Source organism: Rhodococcus sp. IEGM 1305 (genome assembly GCF_030058635.1).
Taxonomy (GTDB): Bacteria; Actinomycetota; Actinomycetes; order Mycobacteriales; family Mycobacteriaceae; genus Rhodococcus_F; species Rhodococcus_F opacus_D.
Genome location: NZ_JASHKX010000040.1, coordinates 15,555 through 36,855, shown reverse-complemented (window position 1 = coordinate 36,855; position 21,301 = coordinate 15,555). Strand labels below are relative to the sequence as shown.

At 68.6% G+C, this 21,301-nt stretch carries 17 protein-coding genes; 9 read left to right on the top strand and 8 right to left on the bottom strand.

Features of this window, described 5'->3' with window-relative positions; translation table 11 throughout:
* Window positions 1-9 precede the first annotated feature (9 nt).
* The gene (gene otsB / locus QM693_RS31875; protein ID WP_283354328.1) at window positions 10-2,550 is read left to right on the top strand and encodes a trehalose-phosphatase; all 2,541 of its coding nucleotides are present in this window, start codon (window positions 10-12) and stop codon (window positions 2,548-2,550) included.
* A gap of 19 nt (window positions 2,551-2,569) precedes the next feature.
* On the opposite strand, the gene QM693_RS31870 is transcribed toward otsB, so the two are convergent.
* Window positions 2,570-3,658 (bottom strand): LacI family DNA-binding transcriptional regulator, encoded by a 1,089-nt coding sequence (locus QM693_RS31870; RefSeq protein ID WP_061043583.1) that lies wholly within the window; start codon window positions 3,656-3,658, stop codon window positions 2,570-2,572.
* 138 nt (window positions 3,659-3,796) lie between these two features.
* Here QM693_RS31870 and QM693_RS31865 point away from each other — a divergent pair, with 138 nt between their 5' ends.
* The 3 genes from QM693_RS31865 to QM693_RS31855 are packed head-to-tail and all read left to right on the top strand — an operon-like array spanning window position 3,797 to window position 6,535.
* Window positions 3,797-4,753, top strand: coding sequence for a metal ABC transporter solute-binding protein, Zn/Mn family (locus QM693_RS31865; RefSeq protein WP_283354327.1), 957 nt, complete (start codon window positions 3,797-3,799; stop codon window positions 4,751-4,753).
* 13 nt (window positions 4,754-4,766) lie between these two features.
* Window positions 4,767-5,645, top strand: coding sequence for a metal ABC transporter ATP-binding protein (locus QM693_RS31860; RefSeq protein ID WP_283354326.1), 879 nt, complete (start codon window positions 4,767-4,769; stop codon window positions 5,643-5,645).
* Window positions 5,642-6,535: a metal ABC transporter permease gene (locus QM693_RS31855; protein ID WP_005566094.1), complete on the top strand. Its 894-nt coding sequence runs from the start codon at window positions 5,642-5,644 to the stop codon at window positions 6,533-6,535. Before QM693_RS31860 ends, QM693_RS31855 begins: the two co-directional genes overlap by 4 nt.
* 6 nt (window positions 6,536-6,541) lie before the next feature.
* Here QM693_RS31855 and QM693_RS31850 read toward each other — a convergent pair whose 3' ends face one another.
* The 4 genes from QM693_RS31850 to QM693_RS31835 form a co-directional block, all read right to left on the bottom strand.
* Entirely contained in the window at window positions 6,542-7,066 is a 525-nt protein-coding gene (locus tag QM693_RS31850; protein WP_283354325.1) for a DUF3558 domain-containing protein, read from the bottom strand.
* Window positions 7,063-7,479 (bottom strand): hypothetical protein, encoded by a 417-nt coding sequence (locus QM693_RS31845; RefSeq protein ID WP_280779076.1) that lies wholly within the window; start codon window positions 7,477-7,479, stop codon window positions 7,063-7,065. Before QM693_RS31845 ends, QM693_RS31850 begins: the two co-directional genes overlap by 4 nt.
* 63 nt (window positions 7,480-7,542) lie before the next feature.
* Window positions 7,543-8,304: an ESX secretion-associated protein EspG gene (locus QM693_RS31840; protein ID WP_283354324.1), complete on the bottom strand. Its 762-nt coding sequence runs from the start codon at window positions 8,302-8,304 to the stop codon at window positions 7,543-7,545.
* Entirely contained in the window at window positions 8,301-9,458 is a 1,158-nt protein-coding gene (locus QM693_RS31835; RefSeq protein ID WP_283354323.1) for a hypothetical protein, read from the bottom strand. The genes QM693_RS31840 and QM693_RS31835 overlap by 4 nt, the downstream gene beginning before the upstream one ends.
* Window positions 9,459-9,587: 129 nt before the next feature.
* Between QM693_RS31835 and QM693_RS31830 the strand changes: the two genes are divergently transcribed.
* On the top strand, window positions 9,588-10,346 hold the full coding sequence (locus QM693_RS31830) for a LamB/YcsF family protein (RefSeq protein WP_283354322.1): 759 nt from the start codon (window positions 9,588-9,590) through the stop codon (window positions 10,344-10,346).
* Complete coding sequence (gene pxpB, locus QM693_RS31825; protein ID WP_283354321.1) at window positions 10,346-10,966, top strand: 5-oxoprolinase subunit PxpB; 621 nt, start codon at window positions 10,346-10,348, stop codon at window positions 10,964-10,966. Before QM693_RS31830 ends, pxpB begins: the two co-directional genes overlap by 1 nt.
* Here pxpB and QM693_RS31820 read toward each other — a convergent pair.
* From QM693_RS31820 to QM693_RS31810, 3 genes are all read right to left on the bottom strand, one after another.
* On the bottom strand, window positions 10,963-14,256 hold the full coding sequence (locus QM693_RS31820) for an NAD-glutamate dehydrogenase domain-containing protein (RefSeq protein WP_283354320.1): 3,294 nt from the start codon (window positions 14,254-14,256) through the stop codon (window positions 10,963-10,965). The two genes, pxpB and QM693_RS31820, sit on opposite strands and share 4 nt — an antisense overlap.
* A 126-nt stretch (window positions 14,257-14,382) precedes the next feature.
* The gene (locus tag QM693_RS31815; RefSeq protein ID WP_283354319.1) at window positions 14,383-15,771 is read right to left on the bottom strand and encodes an aspartate aminotransferase family protein; all 1,389 of its coding nucleotides are present in this window, start codon (window positions 15,769-15,771) and stop codon (window positions 14,383-14,385) included.
* A 20-nt stretch (window positions 15,772-15,791) separates the two neighbouring features.
* Window positions 15,792-17,309, bottom strand: coding sequence for a CoA-acylating methylmalonate-semialdehyde dehydrogenase (locus tag QM693_RS31810; protein ID WP_283354318.1), 1,518 nt, complete (start codon window positions 17,307-17,309; stop codon window positions 15,792-15,794).
* A gap of 132 nt (window positions 17,310-17,441) precedes the next feature.
* Here QM693_RS31810 and QM693_RS31805 point away from each other — a divergent pair, with 132 nt between their 5' ends.
* The 3 genes from QM693_RS31805 (at window position 17,442) to QM693_RS31795 (ending at window position 21,299) form a co-directional block, all read left to right on the top strand.
* Window positions 17,442-19,049 (top strand): PucR family transcriptional regulator, encoded by a 1,608-nt coding sequence (locus QM693_RS31805; protein WP_283354317.1) that lies wholly within the window; start codon window positions 17,442-17,444, stop codon window positions 19,047-19,049.
* 213 nt (window positions 19,050-19,262) lie between these two features.
* Window positions 19,263-20,360: an alanine dehydrogenase gene (ald, locus tag QM693_RS31800; RefSeq protein ID WP_283354316.1), complete on the top strand. Its 1,098-nt coding sequence runs from the start codon at window positions 19,263-19,265 to the stop codon at window positions 20,358-20,360.
* A gap of 57 nt (window positions 20,361-20,417) precedes the next feature.
* On the top strand, window positions 20,418-21,299 hold the full coding sequence (locus QM693_RS31795) for a 5-oxoprolinase subunit C family protein (RefSeq protein ID WP_283354315.1): 882 nt from the start codon (window positions 20,418-20,420) through the stop codon (window positions 21,297-21,299).
* Window positions 21,300-21,301 lie beyond the last annotated feature (2 nt).

Here is a 21,301-nt window from a genome sequence, read left to right as displayed (position 1 = left end):
TTTGAACATGTGAGCGCCCATGATCTGCCCATCGAACTTCGTCGTGCCCTCTCGAGGGTTGCGCGGACCCCTCGCCTGCTCGTCGCTTCCGATTACGACGGCACGATGGCCCCCATCGTCTCCGACCCCGAGAAGGCGTTCCCCCACGCCGAATCGGTGCGCGCTCTCCGCGCCCTGGCCAGCCTCGCCGGAACGACGGCGGCCGTGATCTCGGGCCGCGCACTCAAGGACCTCGCCGCGCTGTCGCGGCTGCCCGCCGAGGTGCAACTGGTCGGCAGCCACGGCTCGGAATTCGACATCGGATTCATCCATGCGATCGACGCCGACGCCAAGAAACTTCTCGGTGAGATCACCGAGGAACTCACCCGGATCGCCACGCTGCACGCCGGTACGTCGGTGGAGGCGAAACCGGCGAGCGTCGCCCTCCACGTCCGCAACGCCGACGCCGAGGAAGGCGCCCTGGCCCTGGCCGCGGTGCGCGCCGATGCCGGACAGCGCGTGGGCGTGCAAATCACCGAGGGCAAGTCCGTCATCGAACTGGCCGTCGTCGCCACCGACAAGGGCCACGCACTCGACCTGATCCGCCACCAGGACGGTGCGACGGCAGCCGTCTTCGTCGGCGACGACGTCACCGACGAGAAGGCATTCGCGCGTCTCCAAGGCCCCGACCTCGGCGTGAAGGTGGGCCCCGGCGACAGCCTCGCCGAATTCCGGGTGTCGACCACCGAAGACGTGGCCGCGGCCCTCGCGTTCCTACTCGAGGAGCGCCGCACCTGGCTGTCCGGGGCACACGCCCCGCCGATCGAGCGCCTCACCATGCTCGCCAGCCCGCGGACCGTCGCCCTCGTCACCCCCGACGCGACCCTCACCTGGCTGTGTCATCCCGAACCCGACTCGGCGTCCGTGTTCGCGCATCTGCTCGGCGGTCCGGAGGCCGGCCACTTCAGCGTCGGCCCGCACCGCAGCGCACTGCCGCTGAGCCAGCGGTACATCGACAGCACCATGACCGTGCAGACACGGTGGGCCAGCCTCTCCGTCACCGACTACCTGCCGCACGACGTCCGCCAGGGCCGCACCGACCTGACCCGGGTGATCAGCGGGCAGGCCGCCGCCGTCGTGACGTTCGCACCGCGGCCCGAATTCGGGCAGGGCCAGGTCATCCTGGAGCCGGTCTCCGAGGGACTGCGGGTGCACGGCACCAACGAGCCGATCGTGCTGCGCTCCCCCGGCGTGCAGTGGAACGTCACGTCCGACGGCAACCAGCAGACCGCGCATGCCGTCGTCGACCCGTCCGGCGGCGACGTCGTCCTGGAATTGCGGTGCGGCACCGAAGAACTCGGACCGTCGGAGACTCCCGAGGAGGAGCGTCGCGCGCTGGCCGAATCGTATTGGTCGGACTGGGCGAAGAGCCTCACCCTGCCCACGCTCAAACCTGACCTGATGAAGCGCTCCGCCCTCACCCTCCGCGGTCTGGTGCACGTCGACTCCGGAGCGATCATGGCGGCCGCCACCACCTCGCTGCCCGAGGAGATCGGCGGCGTCCGCAACTGGGACTACCGCTACTGCTGGCTGCGCGACGCGGCGCTCACCGCGTCCGCGCTCGTCAGCCTCGGCTCCCTCAGCGAGGCCGAGGGCTACCTCGACTGGGTGCACGACGTCCTCGAGACGCTGCCCGGCCCCGAACGCCTGCACCCCCTCTACACGCTGCACGGTGGCGGTCTGCCGCCCGAGGCCGTCATCGACTCGCTGCCCGGCTACGCGGGCTCGCGGCCGGTCCGCATCGGCAACGCGGCCAACCAGCAGGTGCAACTCGACGTGTTCGGACCCATCGTCGAACTCATCCACGACCTGTCCCACGCCCGCGAGAAGCAGGGCGTCGAGGTGGCGCTCAACGACCGCGACTGGGAACTGGTCTGCGCCATGGTCGAGGCCGTCGAACGCCGCTGGTTCGAACCCGACCACGGCATCTGGGAGATCCGCGACAACCCGCGTCACCACGTGTACTCCAAGGTGATGGGCTGGGTCACCGTCGACCGTGCGGTGGCGCTGGCCGAGCACTTCGGCCGCGACGTCGAGCCCGGCTGGACGTCGTTGCGCGACAAGATCGCCGAGGAGGTGCGCGAGAAGGGCTGGAAGGACGAGGTCCGCTCGTACACCGCCGCCTACGACGGCACCGACCTCGACGCCGCCACCCTGTACATCGGACTGTCCGGGCTGATCGACCCGTCGGACGAGAAGTTCGCCGCCACCGTCACGGCCACCGAGGCGGAACTGCGCAGCGGCTCGACCGTGTACCGGTACCACCACGACGACGGGCTGCCCGGAACCGAGGGCGGGTTCCACCTCTGCGCTGCGTGGCTGGTCGAGGCGTACCTGCTGATCGGTCAGCGGTCACAGGCCGAGGCCTTGTTCGCGCAACTGGTCGACGCCGCCGGCCCGACCGGACTGCTCAGCGAGGAGTACGACCCCGTCGCCGAGCGGTCGCTGGGCAACCACCCACAGGCGTACAGCCACCTGGGACTGCTGCGCTGCGCTCAGCTCCTGGCCTAGCGCGTATGGGATGGCCGGGTCAGCGCTTGGCGGGCCCGGCCGTCGAACCCCGCAGCAGTTCGGTCTCGAGCATCTCGACGGTCGCGACACCGGAGTGCGACGGGGACATGAGCAGGGCACCTGCCCGGCGACCCTTCTCCTCCTGCGGTTGCCGCACGGTGGTCAGGCCCTCACGCAGTGCGTCGTCGACTCCGTCGAATCCGGTGATCGACAGCCGGCCGGGCACGTCGATGCCCTGCCAGCGCGCCCAGTCCAGCGCGCCGAGCGCGAGGACGTCGGTGGTGCACACGAGTGCGGTGATCCGCGGATTCACGCCGAGCGCCTGCGCGGCAGCGGCGTGCCCCGACTTCCCGGTGTGCTCGAACCGCTCGACGACGGTCAGCGTCCGAGGGTCCAGGCCGGCGTCGGACATGGCGTCGCGCACTCCCTCGATGCGTTCGCGCTGGACGTGGAAGTTCGGTGAGCGCAGACGCTCGGCGTCGGCGACCCCGTCCGAGCGGTCGCGCCCCAGCCTCATACTCAGCACGCCGATGTCGCGGTGGCCGAGCCCGATCAGATAGTCGGCGAGGCCCCGCATCGCGCCGCGGTCGTCGATCCCGACGAGCGACGCCCCCGGGATTTCCCGCGGCTGATCGCACACGACCATCGGCAGGTGACGCTCGCACACCGCCGCGAGGTAGGGGTCGTCGTCCGCCACCGAGTACACGACGAACCCGTCGACGCCCGCCTGCTGCACGACCGCGGCGGCGTCCGCCTCCTCGCGACCCGGGCCCGCCGGAATCAGCAACAGACCCTGCCCGGCCGCCTCGCACGACTCGGCCAATCCGGACAGAAAGCTCATCGCGGCGGGGTCGCGGAAGGAGTAGCTGAGAGCCTCGGTGAGCAGCAGTCCCACGGCACCGGCCTTGCGGGTGCGCAGGGAGCGGGCCACCGGGTCCGGACCGGGATAGCCGCGGCGCTTGGCCGCCTGCAGCACCCGGTCGCGGAGTTCCGCGGAGAGTTGATCCGGCCGGTTGTACGCGTTGGACACCGTCGTGCGCGAAATGTTGAGCTCGGCCGCGAGCGACGCCAGCGTGGCTTGGCGACGAGGCTGTCGAGACCTGGGCATAGGGGGACGTTAGTACCTGGCCCGCGTTCGGGCGCGTCGGGGCTGCACCGAAAGTGCACTACCAGGACCTATCCGCTAAAGTGCAACGGTAACGGTTTCCAATAGCGTTTAGCGTTCGTCTTCGGTCAGGAGTTTTCTGTGCGCGCTTCCTCAGGTTTTCGTGCCGCCACGGCGGCCGTCGGGCTGTCGTTCGCCGCGGCCCTCACCCTCACCGCGTGCGGCTCCGACACGACCGGTGACGGCACGCTGACCGTCGTCGCGTCGACGAACGTGTGGGGCAGCGTCGCGCAGGCCGTCGCCGGCGACAAGGTGGACGTCACCTCGATCATCACCGAACCGTCGTCCGACCCGCACTCGTTCGAGGCGAGCCCCACCGACGCCGCCAAGCTCACCGACGCCTCCCTGATCGTCTACAACGGCGGCGGGTACGACCACTTCGTCGACGACATCATCGGCACCGGCAACAGCGACCAGCTCACCGTCAACGCGTTCGACCTCCTCGAGGGCGGCGCGCACGCAGGCGAGGACGAACATTCCGAGGGCGGCGACTCGCACGAGGGCCACGACCACGGCGACGTGAACGAGCACGTCTGGTTCGACGTCGACACCGTCGACGCCACCGCACAGTCCATCGCGGACAAGCTCGGCCAACTCGACCCCGACAACGCCGACACCTACAAGGCCAACGCCGCCACCTTCCACGGTCAGCTCGAGCAGATCTCCGCGATCACCGACGGCATCGCGGCAGCGCACAAGGACGCACCCGTCGCCCAGACCGAACCGATCGCCTACTACCTGCTGCAGTCCGCGGGCCTGAAGGACGTCACCCCGCCCGACTTCACGAGCGCCATCGAGAACGGCAACGACCCCGCACCCGCCGCCATCGCCGCGACACGACAGCTGCTCACCGACAAGCAGGTGCAGGCCCTCGTCTACAACGTGCAGACGCAGGACCGGGTCACCCAGGACGTGCGGGCCACGGCCGAGTCTGCGGGCATCCCCGTCGTCGAGGTGACCGAAACCCTGCCCGAAGGCCTGGACTACATTCAGTGGCAGACCAACACCGCCGAGTCGCTTGCTGCGGCTCTGCAATAGAACTGATCGGCTTGTGACAGAACCCACTTCGAAGAACGCCGGCAACGGTCGCGTCCCCGCACTGGAATTGACGGGGGCGCGACTGTCCTTCGGCGAACGCACACTCTGGCAGGACCTCGACCTCACCGTGGAACCCGGCGAATTCGTCGCCGTCCTCGGACCCAACGGGTCGGGCAAGACATCGCTGCTGAAGGTGCTGCTCGGCCAGCTCGCCCTCAGCTCCGGTACCGCGCGCATCGCCGGATCCCCGGCGCGGAAGGGCAATTCGCACGTCGGGTACATCCCCCAGCAGAAGTCGCTCGACGACGGGCTGCCGCTGCGGGGCCGCGACCTCGTCGGCCTCGGCGTCGACGGCCACCAGTGGGGAACCGGCATCCTCCGGCGAGGCCGGCGCCGGGCGATCGTCGACGCGGCCATCGCCGAAGTCGGCGCCGAGAACTACGCGGACGCCCCGATCGGTTCCATGTCCGGCGGTGAGCAGCAACGACTGCGGATCGCGCAGGCCCTCGTCGGCAACCCCCAGATCCTGCTGTGCGACGAACCGCTGCTCAGCCTCGACCTGGCCAACCAGAATCTCGTGTCGGGACTCATCGACCGGCGGCGCCGCACCCACGACACCGCGGTGCTGTTCGTCACCCACGAAATCAACCCGATCCTCCCCCTCGTCGACCGCGTGCTCTACCTCGTCGACGGACAGTTCCGCATCGGCAAACCCGAAGAGGTCATGACGTCGGAGGTGCTGTCCGAGCTGTACCGCACCGACGTCGAGGTGCTGCACGTACGCGGCCGCCTCGTCGTCATCGGCACCGGCGACGCCATCGACGCGCTCGGCAGCGCGGGCGGCCTCCGCCCCGGTGAGGGTGTGCACCACACGGACGAGGGACACGCATGAGCAACAAGTTCACCGACGCGATGTCGCACATGTTCGACGTCTCGGCCACCGTCGACCTCCTGCAGTACGACTTCGTCCAGCAAGCGCTGATCGCAGGTGCCATCCTCGGCCTGTTGGCAGGAGCCATCGGCCCGCTGATCGTGAGCAGGCAGATGTCGTTCGCCGTGCACGGCACGAGCGAGCTGTCGCTGACCGGTGCGTCGGCGGCCCTGCTCATCGGAGTCAGCGTCGGGGCCGGCGCCATCGCCGGGTCGGTGGTCGCGGCGGTCCTGTTCGGGCTGCTCGGCGCGAAGGCCCGCGACCGTGACTCCGTGATCGGCGTGATCATGGCGTTCGGGCTCGGTCTGTCGGTGCTGTTCATCTGGTCGTACCAAGGGCGCACCGGCACCAGTTTCTCGCTGCTGATCGGCCAGATCGTGGCGCCCGGAGACAGCGGCCTCCAGCTGCTGCTGCTCTGCGCCGTCCTGGTCATCGGGGTCCTCGGCCTCATCTACCGCCCCCTCCTCTTCGCGAGCACCGACCCCGACGTCGCCGAAGCCCGCGGCGTCCCGGTGCGTGCGCTGTCGATCGTGTTCGCCGTCCTCGTCGGCATCACAGCCGCCCTCGGCGTCCAGATCGTCGGGGCACTGCTGGTGATGGCACTGCTCATCACCCCCGCCGCGGCCGCCGCCTACGTCACCGCCAGCCCACTCAAGGCGACGATCCTGTCGATCGTGTTCGCCGAACTCGCCGCCGTCGGCGGCATCCTGCTGTCCCTCGCACCCGGAGTGCCCGTATCGAGCTTCGTCACCACGATCTCGTTCGTCATCTACCTCGTGTGCCGGCTCAGCGGATCCTCACGACGCAAGAACGCGGGACGCATCACCCCCACCCACGCACACACGCACTGAGCCGCCCTACAGGTGGTCGGGGAAATACGGCGCCAACGCCGTAGCCACCTTCGTCGCCTGATCGCACGCCGCGTCGACGGTCGTGAAATCCTCCAACTCGCTGTACCCGATCATGAACTCCAGAATCCCCGGCTCGATCGCCACCGACACCGTGCACGCACTACCGCCGCGGAAATCCGACACCAGAGCACGCCGCCCGCCGATCTCGGTCTCACTCAGGACGTCGAAGCGGTCGTCGCTCTTGACCTTGTCGAGTGTGTCAGGGCGCGACGCGATCGTCAGCCCATATTCGGGTGCATTCGATAGATAGCCGCACCCCAGAGACTTCGGGTTGTCGTGATCGCGACGGTCTGGCGGACGGACGTCGAGCCCCAAACTGTGAATAGCCTCCGCGGGAATTGCGTCGCAGGGATGAAACGTGATGTCGGGAGCCACCTCCGCGCCCGGATCACCCTGCGTCGACGGTGCGCAGCCCGCAGTCACGAGGATCGAGGAGACGCCAAGTAGGAGTAAAGCGGCACGGCGATTCATACGTCCGCGCCCGCCGAACCCAGCTCAGCTGCAAACGCGGCATCCTGCTCGCGGTAGCGCCGCAGTACCGCTTCGAACATCGATCCCATGTCCTTCGCATAAGCCTGGTGGGCCAGAAACAGCCCAACGGCCGTGTTCGATACGGCGATGGCATCGCCGCCTCCGACTGCCTTTTCGTCGAATTTCCGCGCAAGCTCCTTCGCCGAGTCGATGTCTTTCTCACCGATCCCGAGTTCAGTTGCTCGTAGGTCATCGCGCGCCCGGTCCGCGAGAAGGCGCATATCCTCCGCATGCTCCTGGCACAGCTTGATGCACTGCTCTATGCCTGCGGGGTCGAGTTCGAGCCTGCCTCCCCCGGTGACGTTCTCGGTGAAAGCCTTCCATCCGGCTTCCGGTGCTTCTGGCCCCGCCATGTCGGTGTCCCCTCCGTGTGTCGTGCTGTGTCCCCACCTGTGCAATCGCCGGCGCGTGGCAATCTACCAACCGCGGGCACCGACCGACCCCGCTCGAGGAGTGGTGCCGACCCTGATCAGGGTGTCGAGCGACGATACGAGCTGTTCGGGGCCTGCCGGGTGCGCAGCGGATGGGTCGTGCGGTCCGATCGCGTAGCGTCCGTCGCCGGCGATGTCGATCCAGTGCATGACGCCGACGTCCCTGCCGGTGCCGTAGCGGGGGCCGCGGAAGACGCGGATCTTCCCGCGTCCCGCGTATCCCTTCTGTACGGCGGGTTCGAGTCGCGGGGCGGGGGCCGCCCGATTGACCTCCTGCAGGATTCCCTGAGAGAAGTGGGTGTCCTGTTCGTCGCGCCGCTGGAATCGGCGGCGGCCGGCGGCGTTCTGCGGGATCAGCCCGATCAGTTGGGCGCCCAGCCGCCCGGCCGCACCGGCGCCGATCACCACGTCGCCACCGATCTGCGGTGCCCGGCCGGGGAGTTGCGACGCGATCACCACCCACTGCCGGTGCTGCGCACCGATGATGCGGATCGGGGTCTCGTCGGCGGCCGAACCGGAGACCTCGACATACACGTCGGGCTCGGCGAGCACACCCAACGCCGACCTCACATCGTCGTGCTCGGCTCCCGCGAACGCTTCGCGTATCCGGTTCTGCTCGGCGACATAGGCATTGAGCCCGGGGTGCGCGCTCACGATCCGGAACGGGTACGGGATGCGGTCCTGCCCTGCGCCGGCCCACAGGGCGTCGAACAGTTCGGGACGCAGCCGCCAGTTGCGCATGTTCATGCGCCGATCACCGGCGGCGAGACGAGGGGCAGTTTGCCGATCAATTCGTTGCCGTTGTCGAGGGTGATCAGGTAGTCGGGCGTCTTGTGTTCCTTGTCCTCGCCGCCGCCCTTGGCAGCTCCTCCGCCGCCCATCATTCCCCCGCCCATCGGGCCGGTGCCCCGCATCCCGGCACCCGCGCGACCTCCGGCGTTGGCCCCCGGAACCCCGGGTGCGGTGCCGGGCCGGGCCACGGTCCCCGGCTGATTCCCGGCACCGACGCCACCGCCGAGTCCGCCGACTCCCAGTCCGCCGCCACCGGAAGCCCCACCCACACCTGCGGATCGCGAGCCGGCACCCGAGGACGAATCGGCGGTGGAAGGCATGCCCGTCCGGCTCTGCACGTGATCCCCCGTCGCCGAGGCCGGGGCCGTCGTCGCCGGTGTGGTGGCAGCCGACGGCGCGGTGGCCGCATTCTGCTGCGTGCCGTCCGCAGCGGGCGCGCCGTCCACTCCGGGCTCGGCGGACGGGTCGCTCACGGGCGCGTCGCCAAGAGAGGGCTGCCCGGCGCTCGGTCCGCCGAGCCGGTCGCTCGAACTCGGGGCGCCGCTCGGGTAGTCGCCACCGGGCCCGGCCGGACCCGAGGGAACGTCGACGATGCTCTCCGGTTTCGTGAACGACGGGACGTTGCCGTCCGACGTCGCGAGTCCGGGGTTGTAGATCGTGGCCATCTTCTCGCGCGCTTCGCCCTCGCGCCGGTAGTACTCGTCTTCGGTGTCCGTGTCCCAGGGCGTCAACTTGTCCCACAGTCCGGTGCCGATGGTTTCGGGAATCTGCGACCGAAGCGACGCGACCGTCTCCGCCAGCGGCGTCAGCGCGTCCGCCACTCCGTGAAGTTGCTGCTGCGCCTGCGGCGCGGAGGTCGAGTACCGTTCGGTCTCGCCGTAGGCCGCCGACGCGGCAGCACCGTGCCAGCTCCCGCTGATCGTCTTCTTGATCGCGTCGCTGAACTCGACGATCGCGTCGTGGGCCGTCGTCCCCAGTTCGGCCCAGGCTCGTGCGATGCCGCTGACGTTCTCGACATTCATGCCGGCGACGGCGCTCGCGATCTTCGCATGATCCCACTGGTCCGAGTGAAAGTTCTCGGGATCCTTGATGTATGCCGGGTCGGTCACGTTTCCCCCTCCGATGGCGCAGTCCACCACGCACGGTCAATTGTTCTGACGCAGCAGGACCCTCACCGGTTCCGCCCGCCCCCGCGAGAGAATCTACAAGACGGCACTCGGAACCCTAGTATCGAATATGTGCCGGCAATCGATCTGAACAGCGACCTCGGCGAGAGCTACGGTGCCTGGACCCTCGGCGACGACCTGGCGATGCTGAAGCTCGTGACCAGCGCCAATGTGGCCTGCGGTTTTCATGCGGGCGATCCCACTACCCTGTCGGCCACCTGTTCGGCGGCGTCCGAGCTGACGGTCCGGATCGGCGCGCAGGTCGGCTACCACGACCTCGCCGGGTTCGGGCGCCGGTTCATCGACGTCGCGCCGCGTGACCTGACGGCCGACGTCGTTTATCAGATCGGCGCCCTCGACGGTCTCGCCCAGGTTTCCGGCTCCGCGGTGGCGTACGTGAAACCGCACGGCGCGCTGTACAACGCGATCGTCCACCACCGCGAGCAGGCCCGCGCGGTGGTCGCGGCGGTCAGCGCGTACGACGAGACGCTGCCCGTCCTCGGTCTGCCCGGTTCCGTGTTCCTCGAGGAGGCCGAGAAGGCCGGCCTGCGGACGGTCACCGAGGCGTTCGCGGACCGCGCGTACACGCCCGAGGGAACGCTGGTGCCGCGCACGACGGACGGGGCCGTCCTGCACGATCCCGCGGTGGTGGCCGAACGGGTCCGCAGGCTCGTCGCCGATCACACCCTCGAAGCGGTCGACGGCACGGCCCTCACGGTCACCGCCGAATCCGTCTGCGTCCACGGCGATACGCCCGCAGCCGTCGAGATGGCCACCGCCATCCGGTCGTTGCTCGACACCGAGGGCATCACGGTGGAGCCGTTCGTGTGATGCGCATCCTCGACGTCGGAGAAAGCGCGGTCCTCGCCGAATTCGAGGACCTCGGCACCGTGCTCGCGCATTTTCGTGCGCTGGACGACTCCCGGCCACCCGGGGTCGTGGAGGTGATCCCGGCGGCGCGCACCATCCTGGTGCGGTTCGACCACGGCGCGACCAGCCGCGACCGCGTCGCCAAGTGGGTGCGGACCACGGAACCGGAGGAGACGGTCGCCGAGGATTCCCCGGACGAGATCCGGATAGGGGTGCGCTACGACGGTCCCGACCTCGAGGACGTGGCCGAGCTGACCGGTCTCGGTGTCGACGGCGTCGTCGCCGCACACACCGGAACACCGTGGACGGTGGCGTTCTGCGGCTTCGCCCCGGGTTTCGGTTACCTCACCGGCGGCGCACCCGAGCTGCACGTGCCGCGCCGCTCGACGCCTCGGACCTCCGTCCCCGCCGGGACCGTGGCTCTGGGCGGGGAGTTCACGGGAATCTATCCCCGCAGCTCGCCCGGCGGCTGGCAACTCATCGGCACCACCGACGAACCGATCTGGGATGCCGAACGCACTCCCCCCGCCCTCCTGCGCCCCGGCGTCGTCGTGCGCTTCGCGCCCGTGAGTACTTATTAACCGCCCGACGTTAATAAGTACTCACAGGCGCGAAGCGCATTGGCCGCGACCGACAGCGACGCGAGATCGTGGGTGGACGCGGCGTCGATCTCCGACAGCGTCCGGCGAGCGCGCTCGATCCTCGCTCGATTCGTACTCTCCCACAGCAGAATCCGGGAGTCCGGCGCATCGCCGGGCGCCCCCGACGACAGTACGTCCCGGGTCAGGAGGCGGACGGAGCGGTACAGGTCGTCCCGCAGCGCCACCCGGGCGAGGGTGTGCCACCGCCCGCCCCGCGGAAGCGCCGACACCTTGATGAGCCATCGATCCACGCCGAGGTGATCGGAGAGTGCGAAGTAGAGCGGCGCCACCTCGGCGACGTCGTGCTCCAGTTCGCGGGCGACGTCCACGATGTCGAGCAGGCTGAAGCGGTAGAGGCCGTCCGCGATACGCCGGGCGATGGACGTCTCGACGCCCGCCTCGTCGTAGGAGCGACGCGTGTCCTCCATCGCCAGCACCTCCGCGCCGCGGAGCCATCCGCCGACGTCGCCGGAATGCGTGTGGACGTGGCGCCGGAAATCGTCGATCTCGGCGTCCACCGACAGCGGCTGACGACGGTTGGCGAGGAACCACCGCGACGCCCGGTCGAGCAGCCTGCGGGCCTCGACGACCAGTTCGTACTCCGTCGCCGGTGGCAGCTTCGCCGCGGCGATGTCGGACCAGAGTTCCGCGAGCCCGAACACTTCCGACGTGATGACGAACGCGCGCACCACATCCGCGGGCCCGGCCCCCGTCTCCTCGCGCAGCCGGTACGCGTACGAGAGCCCGCCGCGGGCGAAGATGTCGTTCACGATCTCGGTGGCGAGGATCTCCTGACGGAGGGGGTGCGCGTCGACGGGGAGGACGATGCGCAGCGCGGCGGGGAAGTACGCGCCGAGCCGCTCAGAGAAGTACCCGTCGGAGAAGACGTCCGTATCCTCGAGTTCCGCTTTCAAATCCAGCTTGGCGTGGGCGAGGAGGGTCGCCAGTTCCGGCGAGCTCAGCCCGAGGCCTGCCTCCGACAGTTCGGCGAAACCCTCGGGGTTCGGAAGCGCCTCCAGGTCGCAGTCCAGACCGCGCTTGTCGACCAGGTCGTTCACCATCCTCGCGTGCACGTCCACCATCCGGTGGGCGCTCGACCGGGCGTCGCCGAGTACCCGGTTCTGCGCACGGTTGTTGGCGAGCACGAGTTCGGACACGTCGTCGGTGAGCGCCCCGAGCAGGTCCGAGCGCCGCACCGGGTCCAGCCGCCGGTCGACGGGCAGCGAGTCGAGCAGGATCTTGATGTTCACCTCGTGGTCGGAGCAGTCCACTCCGGCCGAGTTGTCCAGTGCATCCGTGTTGACGAGCCCACCCGTCCGGGCGAACTCGATGCGGGCGAGCGGCGTCATGCCCAGGTTGCCGCCCTCGGCGACAGCGCGTGCACGCAGCCGGCGTGCATCGATCCGGACGGTGTCGTTCGCTTTGTCGCCCGCGTCCGTGTGCGACTCCGACGAGGCCTTGACGTACGTCCCGACGCCGCCGTTGAACAGGAGATCCACCGGGGCGGCGAGGATGGCGCGGATCATCTCCGGCGGCGTCAACGTCGTCACCGACGAGGCGAGACCGAGCGCCGTCCGCATCTGGCTGCTCACCGGAATCGATTTGCTCTCACGCGACCAGACGCCGCCGCCTTCACCGATGAGGGTCCGGTCGTAGTCGGCCCACGACGACCGCGGCAGCTCGAACAGCCGGCGGCGTTCCTGCCAGGCCTGCTCCCTGCCGGGAGTGGGGTCGACGAAGATGTGGCGGTGGTCGAACGCGGCGACCAGCCCGATGCCGGCACTCTCCAGCATGGCGTTCCCGAAGACGTCGCCGCTCATGTCGCCGATCCCCGTGACCGTGAAACTGTCACGGTCGACGTCGATTCCGAGTTCGGCCAGATGCCGGGTGACGCTCACCCACGCACCCTTCGCGGTGATGCCCATCTTCTTGTGGTCGTAGCCGACCGAACCGCCGGACGCGAAGGCGTCACCGAGCCAGAAGTCGTACGTCCGGGCCACGTCGTTGGCGGCGTCGGAGAACGTGGCAGTGCCCTTGTCCGCCGCCACCACGAGGTAGGGGTCGTCGCCGTCCCGGCAGACGACCCGGTCAGGATGTACCGATTCGGCTGTGCCCAAACGGTTGTCGGTGACGTCGAGCAGCCCGGAGATGAACTGGCGGTAGCAGTCCTGGCCGGTGGACGACGGGTTGCGAACGACGAATCCGCCCTTGGCGCCTGCGGGCACGATGACGGCGTTCTTCACTGCCTGCGCCTTGACGAGTCCGAGGATCTCGGTGCGGTAGTCGTCGAGGCGGTCGGACCAGCGGAGCCCGCCGCGCGCGACGGGTCCGTATCGCAGGTGCACGCCCTCCATGTCCGGTGAATACACGAAGACCTCGTAGAACGGCCGTGGCCGCGGAAGTTCGTCGATCTCGCCGGAGCGGAACTTCAGCGACAACTGAGGACGAGCGGGGCCGAGCGCTCCGTCCTGATAGAAGTTGGTGCGGGTCGTCGCCGCGACGAGGCCCGAGTAGGCGCGCAGGATACGGTCGGCGTCGAGGCCTTCCACGTCTGCGAGCAGCGATTCGACCCGGCGCGCACACTGTTCGACGTCGTCGTCGCGAGACGTGCCGCCACCGGGACGGGATGGATCGAAATGCGCGTGGAACAGCTCCACGAGCGCGGACGCGAACTCAGGACGCGACAGCAGGACCGCCTCGATCCGGCCCTGGTCGTAGGGCAGAGCACTCTGCCGCAGGAAGCGTGCGTACGCGCGCAGGAGCACGACCTCCCGCCAGTCCAGGCCGGCAGCGAGCACCAGCACGTTGAACCGATCCGCCTCCGCGCGACCCGACCACATCGCACGAAACGTCTCCAGGACCGCCTCGGGTTCGACGGATCCCGACGCCACCGCGGACGTGACGAGCGGTCCCGCGGACACCCGGAAGTCGTAGAGCCGGCACACCAGTCCGTCGGCGCGGCGGAACACCGACGTCCGCTGACCCTCGACCTCGAGGTCGAGGCTCCCGAGAAGCCGCAGCACCCGTTCGAGCGACACGGTCGAGCCTCCGCTGTAGAGCGTGACCCGCAGTTGCCGGTTCTCGTTCGGTCCGACGGTGTCGACGTGCAGGTCGAATGCGTCGGCAGTCAAGCGGTCGAGGATGGCGACGTCGGGAACCGGCGGCCGATCCCGTTCTTCGACATAGCCTTCCGGCAGGGACAGTGCGAGCGTGGACGTGGTCGAGCTCATAGATTCTCTCCGTTGAGATCCGGGCGCCGTGTGTTGTCGTGGAAACGAGAAAGATCCGTCCCGCGGGCGCCATTGACCGCGGGACGGATCGAGTGTCAGGACACGGATGTGTCGGCAGACGGGGTGTCAGGAGTTGCGGTGTGCGTCCGCGATGTCGAGAACCGTGTCGAGGATCGCGAGTCCTTCGCGGGCCTCGGCCTCGGTGACGGTGCACGGCGGCACAGCGTGAATGCGGTTGAAGTTGGCGAACGGCAGCAATCCTCCTGCCTTGCACGCCGCGATCACCTCGTTCATCGCCGGACTGGAGGCGCCGTAGGGCGCGAGCGGTTCCTTCGTGGCACGGTCGGCGACGAGTTCGATCGCCCAGAACACGCCGAGTCCGCGAACTTCACCGATCGACGGGTGCCGGTCGGCCAGGCCACGCAGTCCGGGGCCGAGGATCTCGCTGCCGATCCGGGCCGCGTTCTCGACGATCCGCTCGTCCTCCATCGCGTTGATCGTCGCGACGGCGGCTGCGGTGGCGAGCGGGTGCCCCGAGTAGGTGAGTCCGCCGGGGTACGGCCGGTCGGCGAACGTCGCCGCGATCTTCTCGCTGATCGCGACACCACCGAGCGGGACGTACCCGGAGTTGACCCCCTTCGCGAACGTGATCAGGTCGGGGACGACACCGAAATGGTCGATCGCGAACCATTTTCCGGTCCGGCCGAACCCGGACATCACCTCGTCGGCGATGAACACGATGCCGTAGCGGTCGCAGATCTCGCGGACACCTGCCATGTAACCGGGCGGGGGCACCATGATTCCCGCGGTCCCGGGAACCGATTCGAGGACGATCGCTGCGATCGAGTTCGGCCCCTCGAGGCGGATCAGCTGGTCGAGGTGCTCGAGCGCGCGCTCGGTTTCCTGCTGCTCGTTCTCCGAGTGGAATTGCGACCGGTACCGGAACGGTCCGTGGAAGTGGACGACTCCGCTGTTGCCGTAGTCGTTGGGCCACCGGCGCGGGTCGCCGGTGAGGTTGATCGCGGTGTCCGTGCCGCCGTGGTACGAGCGGTACCGCGACAGCACCTTGTAGCGGCCGGTGTGCAACCGAGCCATCCGCACAGCGTGCTCGTTGGCGTCGGCGCCGCCGTTGGTGAAGAACACCTTGTTCAGGTCACCCGGGGTCCGCTCGGCGATCAGCCGGGCGGCCTCGGAGCGGGCGTCGTTCACGTACTGCGGTGCGATGGTGCACAGCTTCGCGGCCTGGTCCTGGATGGCGGCAACGACTTTGGGGTGCTGGTGCCCGATGTTCGTGTTGACGAGCTGGGACGAGAAGTCGAGCATGCGGTTCCCGGCACCGTCCCACACATACGAACCCTCGGACGCGAGGATCGTCATCGGGGTGATCTGCTCCTGCGCGGACCACGAGTGGAACACATGCGCCCGGTCGAGGGCATACGCGCGCTCCCCTTCGACACGGGCCGCGTCGAGGGACTGACCGGTGGGCAGAAGTTCCTGGGAGACTGTCGTCGTCATGACCGTAGGTCCTTTCCGGCTCAGTTGTTCTGGGGGAAGCCGAGGTTGATGCCGCCGTGGCTGGGGTCGAGCCAGCGGGTGGTGACGACCTTGCCGCGGGTGAAGAAGTGGACGCCTTCGGTGCCGTGGGCGTGGGTGTCGCCGAAGAGGGAGTTCTTCCAGCCCCCGAAGGAGTAGTACGCCATGGGGACGGGGATGGGGACGTTGATGCCGACCATGCCGACCTCGACCTCGTTCTGGAACCGTCGGGCGGCGCCGCCGTCGTTGGTGAAGATGGCGGTGCCGTTGCCGAACTGGCTGGAGTTCACCAGTTCCAGGGCCTCGTCGTAGGAGTCGACGCGGATGACGGAGAGGACGGGTCCGAAGATTTCGTCGGTGTAGACGCTCATGTCGGTGGTGACGTGGTCGATGAGGGTCGGGCCGAGCCAGAACCCGTCCTTGCCGCCGTTTGCCTGCACGGTGCGGCCGTCGACGACGATGGTGGCGCCGTCGTTTTCGCCGGCGTCGATGTAGGAGGCGACCTTGTCGCGGTGCACCTTGGTCACCAGCGGTCCCATGTCGGAGTCTTGGGTGCCGTCGCCGATCTTGAGGGTGTCGGTGCGGTCTTTGATCTTGGCGACGAGTTCGTCGGCGATGTCGCCGACCGCGACCAGGGCGCTGATGGCCATGCAGCGTTCCCCGGCGGAGCCGAAGCCGGCGTTGACCATGGCGTCGGCGGCGAGGTCGAGGTCGGCGTCCGGGAGGACGATGGCGTGGTTCTTCGCCCCGCCGAGGGCTTGGACGCGTTTGCCGTGGGCGGTGCCGGTGGCGTAGACGTACTGGGCGATGGGGGTGGAGCCGACGAAGCTGATGGCCTTGATGGCGGGGTGGGTGAGCAGTTCGTCGACGGCGGTCTTGTCGCCCTGCAGGACGTTGAACACCCCGGCGGGCAGGCCGGCTTCGGCCCAGAGTTCGGCCATCCAGATCGCGGCGGTGGGGTCCTTCTCGCTGGGTTTGAGGACGACGGTGTTGCCGGCGGCGATGGCGATGGGGAAGAACCACATCGGGACCATGGCGGGGAAGTTGAACGGGGAGATGATGCCGACCGGGCCGACGGGTTGGCGGAGGGAGGAGACGTCGATGTTGGTGGAGGCGTTTTCGGTCATGCCGCCTTTGAGCAGGTGGGCGATGCCGCAGGCGAATTCGACGACTTCCTGGCCGCGGCTGACTTCGCCGAGGGCGTCGGAGACGACCTTGCCGTGCTCGGCGGTGATGATTTCGGCGAGTTCGCCCTTGCGGGAGTTGAGCAGTTCCCGGAATGTGAAGATCACCTGGGTGCGCTTGGCGAGGGAGGTGTCGCGCCAGGCGGGGAACGCGGCGGCGGCGGCGTCGATGACGGCGCGGGCGTCCTCGACGCTGGCGAGGGCGACCTGACCGGTGACGGCACCGGTCGCCGGGTTGGTGACCGGGGCGGTGTTGCCGCTGGTCCCGGTGAACGTCTTATTGTCGAACCAGTGCGAGATGGTCCGGGTCTGCGCTGCGCCATCGCTGTGTGTCATGGGTGTCCTTACCGAGAGAGCCGATACGCGGAAACTCCGCGCGAAGTGCGATGTCTTCACTCTGGTCCGCCAACAAGGCGCTGGAGCCCGACGATCTGTAAGGAAATCCAACTTCTGATTTACACTGCGTAAATGCAGCCCACCATCGTCGACATTCTGGCGCTCCCGGTCGTGCAGGCGGGAACACCCGAGGTGATCGGCGGCGGACCGCTCGACAGACCGGTCCGATGGGTGCACGTCAGCGATCTACCCGATCTGTCGAACCTCCTCCAGGGTGGAGAACTCGTCCTCACCACCGGCCAGCCGCTCGCGGACGACTCGTCGAGCGTGGCGTACCTGGAGGGACTGGCCGCGGCGGGCGCAGCCGGACTCGTCGTCGAACTCGGCGTCCACGTCGACACCGTGCCGGACGGGGTTGCGCGCGCCGCCGACAGACTGTCGTTTCCGGTCATCGCACTGCACCGTCAGATCCGGTTCGTCGAGGTCACCGAGGAAGTACACCGCTCGATCGTCGCGGAGCAGTACGACGAGGTCGCCTTCGCACGGCACGCGCACGAGGTCTTCACCGACCTGAGCATGAAACGGGCGTCGCTCGGTGAGATCGTCGACGCCGCAGCCGGCATGCTCGGCGCCCCGATCGTCCTCGAGGACCTCAACCGGCAGGTACTGGCGTTCGCCGCGCAGGGAACCACGGCGGCGGACCTCCTCGCCGAGTGGGAACGTCGGTCGCGGCTGACGCCCGTGTCGCACCAGACCGCGATCGACGGTCCGGAGTCGTGGACGACGACGCCCGTCGGCGCACATCGGCAGGAATGGGGACGACTCGTCGCCCCCCGACCCGTCGCCGCCGAAGGTCGGGCGCGGATGACCCTCGAACGTGCCGCGCAGGCGCTCGCACTGAACCGCATGGTCGAGCAGGACCGGACCGCACTCGAGCAGCAGGCCCAGAGCGGACTCGTCGACGAACTCCGCCGCGGACGCATCCAGGACGAGGCCGAGGCGACCGCGCGCGCCCATGCGCTCGGCCTCCGGCCGGCACTAACCTACCTGCCGATGACCGTCCAGGTCAGCGAAACCCTCAGCGCCGACCAGGTTCTCGCGCAGCGACGCCGAGTGAACATGCTGGACGCCGTCCGCCACGCGGTCCGGACGTCGCGGCAAACCGCACTCACCGCGAACACCCGCGCCGGACAGATCGACGTGCTCCTGTCCCATCCACCGGCGTCCACACCCGACGCGCTGCCCGAACTCTGCGCGGCGATCCGTGCCGCGCTCGCCCGGCTCGACGGCGTCCTGCAGTGCACGATCGGCGTCGGTCCCGAGTCGACCCGGCTCCTGGACGCCGCGGGCGGCCTGACGGAATCCGCTCACATCGCCGAGGTCGCGCTGTCGTTGCCACCGGGCGACAAGGTCTTTCACCGTGCAGCCGACATCCGGTTGCGCGGTCTCCTCGCCCTCATCCGGACCGATCCGCGGGTGCAGGCCTTCGCCGAGACCGAACTCCGCGGCCTGCTGGAGCATCAGGCGCGGCACGGCGGCGACAGTGTCGACGTCCTGCGCAGCTTCCTCGAACTCGGTGGCAACAAGACGGAACTCGCGAAACAGCTTCACCTCTCTCGCCCCACGCTGTACGCGAAACTTGCCACGATCCAGCGACTGCTCGGTGTCGACCTCGACGACGCCGAGTCCCGGACGTCGCTGCACACGGCCATGCTGATCCTGCGGCTCCGCCACCCGTGAGTACTTCTTAACGTCGGGCGGTTAATAAGTACTCACGGGGCGGAGCCACCCTCCGAACATCGTTCGACGAGGACCGACTCAGGGTGCCCGCATTCGAATAGTCAAGAATCAGTACCCCGATGTTGAGAATTATCTTCACAACTCTTGGCATGAATGGTCGTTTTCTTCACTATTGGCACCTACCAATCGAATTTTCGACAGCACGGAGCTCTCATGAAGATCGGCATCCCCCGCGAAATCAAGAACCACGAATACCGCGTGGCCATCAGCCCCGCCGGTGTCCACGAACTCAGCGAACGCGGCCACGAAGTCGTCATCGAATCCGGCGCAGGCATCGGCTCGTCCTTCGCCGACGAAGATTTCAAAGCCGCAGGCGCCCAGATCCTTCAGGCCGCCGACCAGGTATGGGACACCGCCGACCTCCTCCTGAAGGTCAAGGAACCCATCGCCGAGGAATACGCCCGCCTGCGTCAGGACCAGGTGCTGTTCACCTACCTGCACCTGGCCGCCTCGAAGGAGTGCACCGACGCCCTGCTCGCGTCGAAGACCACCTCCATCGCCTACGAGACCGTCGTCGGCGCCGACGGCTCCCTCCCGCTGCTCGCCCCGATGAGCGAGGTCGCCGGACGCCTCGCCCCACAGGCCGGCGCCTACCACCTCATGCGCCACGGCGGCGGCCGCGGCGTCCTGATGGGCGGCGTCCCCGGTGTGCGCCCCGCCAAGGTCGTCGTCATCGGCGCCGGCGTCTCCGGCAAGAACGCGATCGCGATCGCCTACGGCATGCAGGCCGACGTCACCGTCCTGGACTTGTCCATCGCCCGCCTCCGCGAGATCGACGCGCTCTACCAGGGCCAGGTCAAGACCATCACGTCCAACAGCCTCGAACTCGAGCAGGCCGTCCTCGACGCCGACCTGGTCATCGGCGCCGTCCTCGTCCCCGGTGCCAAGGCCCCCACCCTCGTCTCCAACAACCTCGTCTCGCGGATGAAGCCCGGCTCGGTGCTCGTCGACATCGCCATCGACCAGGGCGGCTGCTTCGAGGACTCACGACCCACCACCCACGCCGAACCCACCTACCAGGTCCACGACTCCGTCTTCTACTGCGTCGCCAACATGCCCGGCGCCGTCCCCCGCACCTCCACCTACGCCCTCACCAACGCCACCCTCCCCTACGTCGTCGCGCTCGCCGACAAGGGCTGGAAGGAAGCCACCGCGACCGTCCCCGGACTCGCCGCAGGACTGTCCACCCACGACGGACAGCTGCTGTCCACCGAAGTCGCTGCCGCGCACGGCTACACCGCAGTCTCCTGAGCGACTGATCCGACGAGAGCGTATCCAGCAGACCTGCGGATGCGGGACAATCGAACGATGGCTTGGCTCGAGGTCGTGCGCACCGGACCCTTCACCACCGTGCAGGATCGGGGCCGCCCCGGTTACGCGTCGATTGGGGTCGGCGAGTCGGGTGCCGCCGACCGAGACGCACACGACAGCGCAAACAGGTTGGTGGGCAACCACTCCGGCGCAGCCACGCTGGAGGTCACACTGGGCGGGCTCGCGGTGCGTGCGGCCGGGACCGTCTCCGTCGCCGTTACGGGCGCCCGCAGCCCCGTCACCGTCAACTCCGAACCCCGGCCCGACTACACGATGCTGCACCTGGCTACCGGCGACCTGCTGGAGATCGCGTTCGCGTCGGAGGGACTTCGCAGCTACGTGGCGGTGCGCGGAGGTTTCGACGTGCCCGCGGTGATGGGGAGCCGGTCCACCGACACTCTGTCGGGGATCGGCCCCGATCCCGTCGCCGAGGGTGATCGGCTGCTGGTCGGTGCAGATGCCGGCGACTGGCCTGCGGACGAGATCATCCCCCCACCCGTCGCTCCCGAGGATCCCCTGATGATGCGTGTCCGGCTCGGACCGCGGGACGACTGGTTCACACCAGCGTCCGTCGCAGCCCTTCTCCGCGAGACGTGGACGGTCAGCTCCGACACCAATCGTGTGGGAGCGCGGCTCGAGGGTCCGGGACCGCTACACCGCGCCGTGACGGAAGAGATGCCGAGCGAGGCGATGGTGGCGGGGGCGTTGCAGGTGCCGCCCAACGGTCGGCCCATCCTGTTCCTGGCCGATCATCCGGTGACCGGCGGCTATCCGGTGATCGCCGTGGTGGCCGAGGCCGATCTGCCGGTGGCCGCGCAGTTGCGGCCCGGGCACCGGGTCCGCTTCCACCGAACGGTGGCGTCGACCATTCCGCGGTGACG

Coding starts and splice junctions, on each gene's coding strand:
- QM693_RS31870 (WP_061043583.1), bottom strand. CDS start 3,658: ATGCCCAGGTCTCGACAGCCTCGTCGCCAAGCCACGCTGGCGTCGCTC.
- QM693_RS31855 (WP_005566094.1), top strand. CDS start 5,642: ATGAGCAACAAGTTCACCGACGCGATGTCGCACATGTTCGACGTCTCG.
- QM693_RS31850 (WP_283354325.1), bottom strand. CDS start 7,066: ATGAATCGCCGTGCCGCTTTACTCCTACTTGGCGTCTCCTCGATCCTC.
- QM693_RS31845 (WP_280779076.1), bottom strand. CDS start 7,479: ATGGCGGGGCCAGAAGCACCGGAAGCCGGATGGAAGGCTTTCACCGAG.
- QM693_RS31840 (WP_283354324.1), bottom strand. CDS start 8,304: ATGAACATGCGCAACTGGCGGCTGCGTCCCGAACTGTTCGACGCCCTG.
- pxpB (WP_283354321.1), top strand. CDS start 10,346: ATGCGCATCCTCGACGTCGGAGAAAGCGCGGTCCTCGCCGAATTCGAG.
- QM693_RS31820 (WP_283354320.1), bottom strand. CDS start 14,256: ATGAGCTCGACCACGTCCACGCTCGCACTGTCCCTGCCGGAAGGCTAT.
- QM693_RS31815 (WP_283354319.1), bottom strand. CDS start 15,771: ATGACGACGACAGTCTCCCAGGAACTTCTGCCCACCGGTCAGTCCCTC.
- QM693_RS31810 (WP_283354318.1), bottom strand. CDS start 17,309: ATGACACACAGCGATGGCGCAGCGCAGACCCGGACCATCTCGCACTGG.
- QM693_RS31805 (WP_283354317.1), top strand. CDS start 17,442: ATGCAGCCCACCATCGTCGACATTCTGGCGCTCCCGGTCGTGCAGGCG.
- ald (WP_283354316.1), top strand. CDS start 19,263: ATGAAGATCGGCATCCCCCGCGAAATCAAGAACCACGAATACCGCGTG.
- QM693_RS31795 (WP_283354315.1), top strand. CDS start 20,418: ATGGCTTGGCTCGAGGTCGTGCGCACCGGACCCTTCACCACCGTGCAG.